The following is a 7949-nucleotide window of genomic DNA, read 5'->3' as shown; positions in this document are numbered from 1 at the left end:
TCCTCCACGTCCGCCGCGCCGCCCGGGTCCCGCCTCGCATCGCCGTTTCGGGGCGATCCGACGATGGCGCGGCTTCTTGCGATCACCATCGCTATCTTCGTGGTGATGAGCCTCCTGAAGCCCGGGCTGTTCTTCACCTGGGGCAACTTCAGCTCCATGGCGTTCCAGTTCCCGGAGTTCGCGATCCTGTCGCTCGCCATGATGATCGCCATGCTGACCGGCGGCATCGACCTTTCGGTCGGCACCACGGCCACGATCTCGGCTTACCTGACCGCGACCCTGGCCCCCCTGATCGGCGTGCCCCCGGCCATCGCCATCGCCTTGGCCAGTGCCGTCCTGATCGGCCTTGCGAACGGCTTCGGCATCGCCATCTGCCGGGTCCATCCCCTGATCATGACGCTTGGCACCGCGCTGATCGCCACGGGCTGCCTGCTGGTCTACCAGCGTTACGTGATCGCGACCGGGGTCCTGATCCCCGATGCGCTTCTCTGGCTTGGCACCGGGCGCACCTTCGGGTTGCCGAACAGCCTTGCGCTTTTCATCCCCTTCGCCGCCCTTGTCATCTGGGCGCAGCGCCGCAGCGGCTTTGGCCGCCTGCTTTACGCCATTGGTGCGAACGAGGCCGCAGCCCGCCTGTCCGGGGTCCGGGTCTGGCAGGTCCACCTGACGCTCTACACGATCTCCAGCGTCATTGCCGGGGTCACGGGCCTGCTCTACCTCGGGCAGATCAAGACGGCCTCGCTGTCGCTGGCGCTGCCTTTGGACCTGCCCTCGGTCGCTGCAGCGGTGATCGGGGGGACCTCGATCTTCGGGGGACGCGGAGGCTATGGTGGCACCATCGTCGGCGCGCTGATCCTGACGGTCCTTACCTCGATGCTGACCCTGATGCAGATCCCCGAGGGCGGGCGGCGCATCCTTTTCGGCCTTATCATCCTGGCGGTCACCGCATTGTTCATCCGCCTGACCGAACGCAACTGAAAGGGCTTTTCATGGCAACGTTCCGCATTGTCGGCATCAGCTTTGACCACATGCACATGGGCGACCTCCTGCGCTGCGTCCATGACCACCCGGATGCCGAAATCGCGGGTATCTTCGACCCCGACCGCGCGACCATGCAGCGCGCCATCGACACGTTCGGCATCCCGGAGGACCGCGTCTTCACCGATTTCGACGCCTGCATGCGCGAAGCGAAACCCGACCTCGCCATCCTTTGCGCCGCCACAGCGAACCATGCGGACTACACGAAACGCCTTGCCGCCTACGGCGTCCACGTCTTCGTGGAAAAACCCTTCGCCGCCTCGGTCGCCGACGCCCGCGCGATGATCGCCGCCATGCCGCCGGGCAAGACCCTTGCGATCAACTGGCCGCTCCGCTGGGTGGAAAGCCACGTTACCGCCAAGCGGCTGGTGGACGAGGGCATGATCGGCGAGGTGATCGAGATCCACTCCTACGGCGGAAACCGTGGCCCGCTCTACCACCTTGCCGACAAGATCGAGGTCAGCCGCGAGGAAGTGGAGCGTCAAAAGCCCACGTCCTGGTGGTACAAGCGCGCCAGCGGGGGCGGGAGCCTGCTCGACTACCTTGGCTACGGCGCGACGCTGGGCACCTGGTATCGAAATGGCGAGGCCCCGCTGGAGGTCACCTGCGTCACGGACGAGACGCCTGGCATCGAGGTCGACCAGCATGCCATCGTCATTTGCCGCTATGAGAAGGGCCTGTCCAAGATGGAGACCCGCTGGGGTACTTTCAGCGACCCCTGGGTGATCCAGCCGCAACCGAAATGCGGGTTCATTCTGGTCGGGACCGAAGGCACCATCGCCAGCTGGGACTATGCCGACCACGTCACGGTGCAAACCCGCGCAAACCCCGAGCCTCACCCCATTCCCGCCGGTCCCCTGCCCGAAGGCGGAAGGAACGCCATTGAATACGTCCTGGGCTGCATCTTGCGCGGGGAACCTCTGACCGGCCCCCTTGACCCTGCCGTCAGCCTGATCGGCCAGCGCATTGTCGACACCGCTGCCCAGTCCGCCCGCGAAAAGCGCAGCCTGCCCCTGGTCCCATGAGCGAGCCCGACGCCAACAGCTATGCGTTGAAGTCCGCCGCGCTGACGGAAGTCTCTGCGCCGAATTTGCCTTATCTGCCGCCGATGCCGCGCGCCTACCGGCCCCGGATCGGGATGATCGGGGCAGGGGGCATCATCAGCGCCCACCTTGATGCCTACCGCACGGCCGGGTGGGAGGTCGCCGCGATCTGCAACCGGACACGGTCCAAGGCCGAAGCCAAAGCCGCCGAGTTCGCACCCAAGGCCCGCATAACTGACCGCTGGCAGGAGATCCTGGAAGACCCCGGTATCGACGTTGTCGACATCACCCCCCATCCCGCCGACCGCCTGCCGATCATCGAAGCGGCGCTGAAGGCGGGCAAGCATGTCCTGTCGCAAAAGCCCTTCGTGCTGGACCTGGACGACGGCCGACGCCTGGTCGCGCTGGCCCATGCCAACAACGTCAAGCTTGCCGTCAACCAGAATGGCCGCTGGGCGCCACATCTTGCCTGGATGCGCGAGGCGGTGGGGGCGGGCCTGATCGGCGACGTGATCTCCACCCACATCTCGATCCACTGGGACCACGGCTGGATTGCCGGAACGCCGTTCGAGCAGATCGAGGACTTGGTCCTGTACGACTTCGGCATCCACTGGTTCGACTTCCTGCGCAGCGTGATCGGGTCACGGGCGAAATCGGTTTTCGCCAGCGCCTCCTACGCGTCCGGCCAGACCGCGAAGGCCCCGCTTCTTGCGCAGTGCCTGGTGCAGATGGAGGGTGGGCAGGCCTCGCTGGTCCTTGACGGAGCCACGCTGTACGGGTCCCGTGACACGACCTATATCGCCGGGACCAAGGGCAGCCTGCAAAGTGATGGGCCGGACCTTGGGCAGCAGAGCGTGACGCTGACCACCGCCGCAGGCATCGCCCGCCCGCACCTGCAAGGCACCTGGTTCAACGACGGCTTCCGGGGGGCGATGGGGGCGCTTCTGGTTGCGATCGAGGATGGCACCGAACCTGCCAACGGGGCCGAGGAGAACCTGGACAGCCTGGCGCTGGCCTTCGCCGCCATCCAGTCCCGCCGCACCGGGCAGGCCGTTCAGGTGGGAACTGCGACGCGCCTCAGTCTCTAGGACCAAAGCCGGTATTGCCGCGCCTTGTTGCGCAGGAATGGCAGACCACGCTCCAGCACCACATCGCGGCTTTCGGCCACCGGCCGCCAGACCGACAGGCCGAAGGACATCTCGGGCGGCATGTCGATGAAGCTTTCCATCGCCATTCCGCCGGTGAACCCCACCGCCTGCAGCGCGCCGAAGACCTCGTCCCAGCGGACGTTACCCTCGCCCGGCGTGCCGCGGTCGCTTTCCGACAGGTGGATGTAGCGCAGGTGCGGCCCGGCATCCAGGATGCCAAGCGCCATCCCGCGTTCCTCGATGTTCATGTGGTAGGTGTCGAGATGGATGAAGATGTTATCCGCTCCGACCTTTTCGATCATCTCGACCGCCTGCCAGCCGGTGTTGATGATGTGGTTTTCATAGCGGTTCACCGGCTCGATCCCGAAGGCGATCCCCAGCTTGCGGGCATGGGTGGCCGCAGCCGACAGAACGCGAGCCACGTTGTCGCGTTCCACTTGCGTGGGCGGAAAGCCGGTGCGTTCGCCAATCCCGCCATAGGTGACGCCGGTCAATGCCTGAGCGCCGATGGCCGCGCACTGGTCCAGCGCGTGGGTCAGGAAGGCGATGGCAGCCTCGGGGTCCGTCGAGGCGCGCTTGCCCTCGGGCAGGCCAAGCGAACAGACGGCGGGCATGCCCTCACGCTCCAAGAGGCGGCGGGAATGGGCGGTGTCGACCTTGTCGGGCGACAGCAGGGCGATCTCGATGAAGTCGAAGCCAAGCGCCTTGCAGGCGGTGACGGCGCGCTCGGCCCCGGCCCGGTCCCAAGCCATCGTCCACATCGAGGTGTGGACCCCAAATCCCTTCATGCCGCTTCCCCCTTCGTGCAACTTGTCGGGCAGACTGGGGCAGGGCTGGCCATATGGCAAGCTGGGGCTGCGCTGATTTCGACCATGTTGTCGGACAGGCGATTGTGGCATCCTGGTCGGGCAAACTGGAAAGGTGCAACATGACCCGACAGCTCCTTGGGCGCCGCGATGTTTTGCTTGCAGGGGTCGGCCTGGCCGGAATTGCGGCGGTTCCCGCGCTTGCGACAACGGGCCAGACCCCGGTCCATGTCCGCAAGGACCCCGATTGCGGCTGCTGCACGGCCTGGGTCGATATCCTGAAGGCCGATGGCTTTCCGGTGACGGTCGAGATGGTGCCCCCCGACGAGCTGTTCCAGTTCAAGCTGGCGCAGGGCATCCCCGAGACGATGGTCTCGTGCCACACTGCCGAGGCTGGCGGCTACCTGATCGAAGGCCACGTGCCACCCGCGGACCTGCGCCGTCTGCTGGAGGACAAGCCCGCCGCCCTGGGTCTTGCGGTTCCCGGCATGCCCTGGGGTTCGCCCGGGATGGGGCCCGAGGCCGAGCGTGAGGCTTATGACGTCTTCCTTCTGGCCCGCGACGGCACCACCACGGTCTTCGCGAGTTACCCCGCCGCCTGACCTTTCCGGCCCGTCCCGCGGGTGCTAAGCCTGTGGCAACACGGGGGAGGATACGATGGACAAGGTGGCACTGATCACGGCGGGCGGCTCGGGCATGGGTGCGGCGGCCGCACGGCGGCTGGCGGCTGATGGCTACCGGGTCGGCATCCTGTCCTCCTCGGGCAAGGGCGAGGTGCTGGCGGCGGAGCTGGGCGGCGTGGGCGTCACCGGGTCGAACCAGAACGCGGACGACGTTGCCCGTGTGGTGGATGCGGTGATGGCGCAGTGGGGGCGGGTGGATGTCCTGGTCAACAGCGCCGGGCACGGCCCCCGCAAGCCGTTGCTGGAGCTGACCGACGCGGACTGGCAGGGCGGGATGGATGTCTACTTCCTGTCCGCGATCCGCCCGATCCGCCTGGTGACCCCGATCATGCAGGCGCAGAAGTCGGGGGCGATCATCAACATCTCGACCGCCTGGGCGTTTGAGCCCTCGGCCATGTTCCCGACCTCGGCCGTCGCGCGGGCGAGTCTGGCGGCCTTCACCAAGATCTACGCCGACACCTATGCCCCCGACAACATCCGCATCAACAATGTCTTGCCCGGCTGGATCGACAGCCTGCCCGCCACCGAGGAACGCCGCCAAAGCGTGCCGATGGGCCGCTACGGGCGCGCCGAGGAGATCGCGGCGACGGTCGCTTTCCTTGCATCCGACGGCGCGGGCTACATCACCGGGCAGAACCTGCGCGTCGACGGCGGCATCACCCGCAGCGTCTGACCCGGATTGCATGACCCGTCCTGCCGCGCTATCCCGGATAAAACACGTGGGGGAAACATGAGCCGCGCATTCGTCTTTCCGGGGCAGGGCGCCCAGACCATCGGCATGGGCAAGGCCTTGGCCGAGGCCTATCCGGCCGCCAAGGCGGTCTTCGACGAGGTGGACAGCGCGCTGGGCGAGAACCTGTCGCAGCTGATCTGGGAGGGCGACATCGCCGACCTTACGCTGACCCAGAACGCCCAGCCTGCGCTGATGGCGACCTCCATCGCCGCCCTGCGCGCGCTGGAGGTCGAGGGCTTCGGTCTGGAGCATGCCAGCTTTGTCGCCGGGCACTCGCTTGGCGAGTATTCGGCCCTGTGTGCTGCCGGGTCGCTGACGCTGTCGGACACCGCCCGCCTGCTGCGCATTCGTGGTCAGGCGATGCAGGAAGCCGTTCCGGTAGGTGTCGGCGCGATGGCCGCGCTGCTGGGTCTGGACTTCGAGACGGCGACCGCCGTCGCCGCCGAGGCCGCCCAGGGCGAGGTCTGCCAGGCCGCGAACGACAATGATCCCGCGCAAGTGGTCGTCTCGGGCCACAAGGCCGCCGTCGAGCGCGCGTTGGAGATCGCCAAGGCCAAGGGGGCCAAGCGCGCGCTTCTGCTGCCCGTCTCGGCCCCGTTCCACTGCGCACTGATGCAGCCCGCCGCTCATGTGATGGCCGAGGCGCTTGCCGCCGTCCCGATCGCCAAGCCGCGGGTCCCGGTCGTGGTCAACGTCCGCGCCGAAGCGGTGATGGAGCCAGACCGCATCCTCGACCTTCTCATCGCGCAGGTGACGGGCTCGGTGCGCTGGCGGGAAAGCGTCCTCTGGATGGAAAAGGCCGGTGTCACCGAGTATTGGGAAATCGGCGCTGGAAAGGCGCTTTCGGGGATGATCAAGCGCACCGCTGCCGCGGCCACCACCCGCGCCATCGGCACGCCCGACGACATCGCCGCCCTCAAGGCCTGAAAGGACCCGACATGTTTGATCTGACCGGCAAATCCGCCCTTGTCACTGGGGCTTCGGGCGGTATCGGTGCCGACATCGCCCGCGCATTGCACACGGCCGGGGCCACGGTGGGCCTGTCCGGGACGCGCGTGGAGCCGCTGGAATCGCTTGCGGCCGAGCTTGGCGAGCGCGCCCATGTGCTGCCCTGCAACCTGTCCAATCCCGAGGACGTGGACAGCCTGGTAAAGCGCGCGGCCGAGGCGATGGGGGCAGTGGACATTCTGGTGAACAATGCCGGGATCACCCGGGACGGGTTGGCCATGCGCATGTCGGACGACGACTGGCAGTCGGTGATCGACGTCAACCTGACCGCGCCCTTCCGTCTGTCCCGCGCCGCGATCCGGGGCATGATGAAGGCGCGCTGGGGCCGGATCATCAACATCTCCTCGGTCGTAGGGCGCGCTGGCAATGCGGGGCAGGCGAACTATGCGGCGTCGAAGGGCGGGCTGGTCGCGCTGTCGAAGTCTCTGGCTGAAGAGGTGGCAAGCCGGGGGATCACCGTGAACTGCGTCGCACCGGGCTTCATCGAGACCGCGATGACCGACAAGCTGAACGAGGCACAGCGCGACACGATCCTGGCCTCGGTCCCCGCGGGGCGGATGGGCACGCCGCAGGAAATCGCGGCAGCTGTGCTTTACCTTGCCTCGCAGGAAGCCGCCTATGTGACCGGGGCCACGCTGCACGTCAACGGCGGGATGGACATGGTCTGACGCCCCCGCCGCGCAAGTCAGGTTAAAGCGTTTGCCATGCGCCCCGACCCTTGCTATAGGCGCGCAGGATTGAGGCCCGGGTATACGGGTAGAACGAAAAGGCCGGGATTTGACCGCGGCCAAAGATAGAGGAACGGACATGAGCGACATCGCTGATCGCGTGAAGAAGATCGTCGTCGAGCATCTGGGCGTCGAAGCCGACAAGGTGACGGAATCGGCCTCGTTCATCGACGACCTGGGTGCAGACTCGCTCGACACGGTCGAGCTGGTCATGGCCTTCGAGGAAGAGTTCGGGATCGAGATCCCGGATGACGCCGCCGAAACCATCCAGACCTTCGGCGACGCGGTGAAGTTCATCTCGGAAGCCGCCTAAGCGCTTTCGTCCGGTTTCGGACAGCAGGGCACCCGTCGGGGTGCCCTTTGCGTTTCGGTTGGGAGTCCGGGCGGGCAAATCTTTTCGAAAAGATTTGCAAAATCCTTCGAAGGATTTTGGTCCAAGGCCCCCCGTCTCGGCAAACGCTCGCCGCAGTCCCTTCCATCACGCTTGCCAGCCTTCGCAGCGATCCCCAGACTGGGGAATGGAACAGGAGGCCCCGCATGACCGGCAATACCGCCCTTGGCACGATGTTCGGCGCGTCCGGCGTCGACACATTCATGGGCTTGCCGCGCAGCCGGGACCTGTCGCGCCTGTCGGCGAAGATGGCGTTGATCGGGGCGGATGGGTGCACGCCCTATCCCTCGGTCGGGTTCTACTGCGCGGGTGGTCCGGCGGCGATCCGGGCGGCGGGGGCGGCCTATGCGGCGAACCTTGCCCACATGAAC

9 protein-coding genes and 1 pseudogene are annotated in these 7949 nt (G+C 66.6%); 9 read left to right on the top strand and 1 reads right to left on the bottom strand.

Annotation, left to right across the window (positions count from 1 at the left end; genetic code table 11):
• The 3 genes from U1E69_RS14550 to U1E69_RS14540 all read left to right on the top strand — a co-directional run.
• Positions 1-978: ABC transporter permease (locus U1E69_RS14550; protein WP_322245092.1), on the top strand; the 978-nt coding region annotated here is incomplete at its 5' end.
• 11 nt (positions 979-989) lie between these two features.
• A complete protein-coding gene (locus U1E69_RS14545; protein ID WP_322245091.1) occupies positions 990-2063 on the top strand; it encodes a Gfo/Idh/MocA family oxidoreductase in 1074 nt (357 codons plus the stop codon).
• The gene (locus U1E69_RS14540; RefSeq protein ID WP_322245090.1) at positions 2060-3169 is read left to right on the top strand and encodes a Gfo/Idh/MocA family oxidoreductase; all 1110 of its coding nucleotides are present in this window, start codon (positions 2060-2062) and stop codon (positions 3167-3169) included. Before U1E69_RS14545 ends, U1E69_RS14540 begins: the two co-directional genes overlap by 4 nt.
• Here the strand turns inward: U1E69_RS14540 and U1E69_RS14535 are convergent.
• Positions 3166-4017: a sugar phosphate isomerase/epimerase gene (locus U1E69_RS14535; protein ID WP_322245089.1), complete on the bottom strand. Its 852-nt coding sequence runs from the start codon at positions 4015-4017 to the stop codon at positions 3166-3168. The genes U1E69_RS14540 and U1E69_RS14535 overlap by 4 nt on opposite strands.
• Positions 4018-4157: 140 nt before the next feature.
• Here U1E69_RS14535 and U1E69_RS14530 point away from each other — a divergent pair, with 140 nt between their 5' ends.
• The 6 genes and pseudogenes from U1E69_RS14530 to U1E69_RS14505 form a co-directional block, all read left to right on the top strand.
• Entirely contained in the window at positions 4158-4637 is a 480-nt protein-coding gene (locus U1E69_RS14530; protein WP_322245088.1) for a DUF411 domain-containing protein, read from the top strand.
• A 55-nt stretch (positions 4638-4692) separates the two neighbouring features.
• Positions 4693-5391, top strand: coding sequence for an SDR family oxidoreductase (locus tag U1E69_RS14525; RefSeq protein WP_322245087.1), 699 nt, complete (start codon positions 4693-4695; stop codon positions 5389-5391).
• 57 nt (positions 5392-5448) lie between these two features.
• Complete coding sequence (gene fabD / locus U1E69_RS14520) at positions 5449-6378, top strand: ACP S-malonyltransferase (RefSeq protein WP_322245086.1); 930 nt, start codon at positions 5449-5451, stop codon at positions 6376-6378.
• 11 nt (positions 6379-6389) lie between these two features.
• On the top strand, positions 6390-7127 hold the full coding sequence (gene fabG / locus U1E69_RS14515; RefSeq protein WP_322245085.1) for a 3-oxoacyl-[acyl-carrier-protein] reductase: 738 nt from the start codon (positions 6390-6392) through the stop codon (positions 7125-7127).
• A gap of 139 nt (positions 7128-7266) precedes the next feature.
• Positions 7267-7500, top strand: a complete 234-nt coding sequence (locus tag U1E69_RS14510; RefSeq protein ID WP_128515501.1) for an acyl carrier protein — start codon at positions 7267-7269, stop codon at positions 7498-7500.
• Between the two features lie 224 nt (positions 7501-7724).
• Positions 7725-7949: pseudogene (locus U1E69_RS14505) on the top strand (arginase); the annotation flags it as partial.

This window comes from Tabrizicola sp. (genome assembly GCF_034366665.1).
Classification (GTDB): domain Bacteria; phylum Pseudomonadota; class Alphaproteobacteria; order Rhodobacterales; family Rhodobacteraceae; genus Tabrizicola.
Note: the sequence above shows the minus strand (reverse complement) of the source record. Positions and strands in the feature narration are given on the sequence as shown.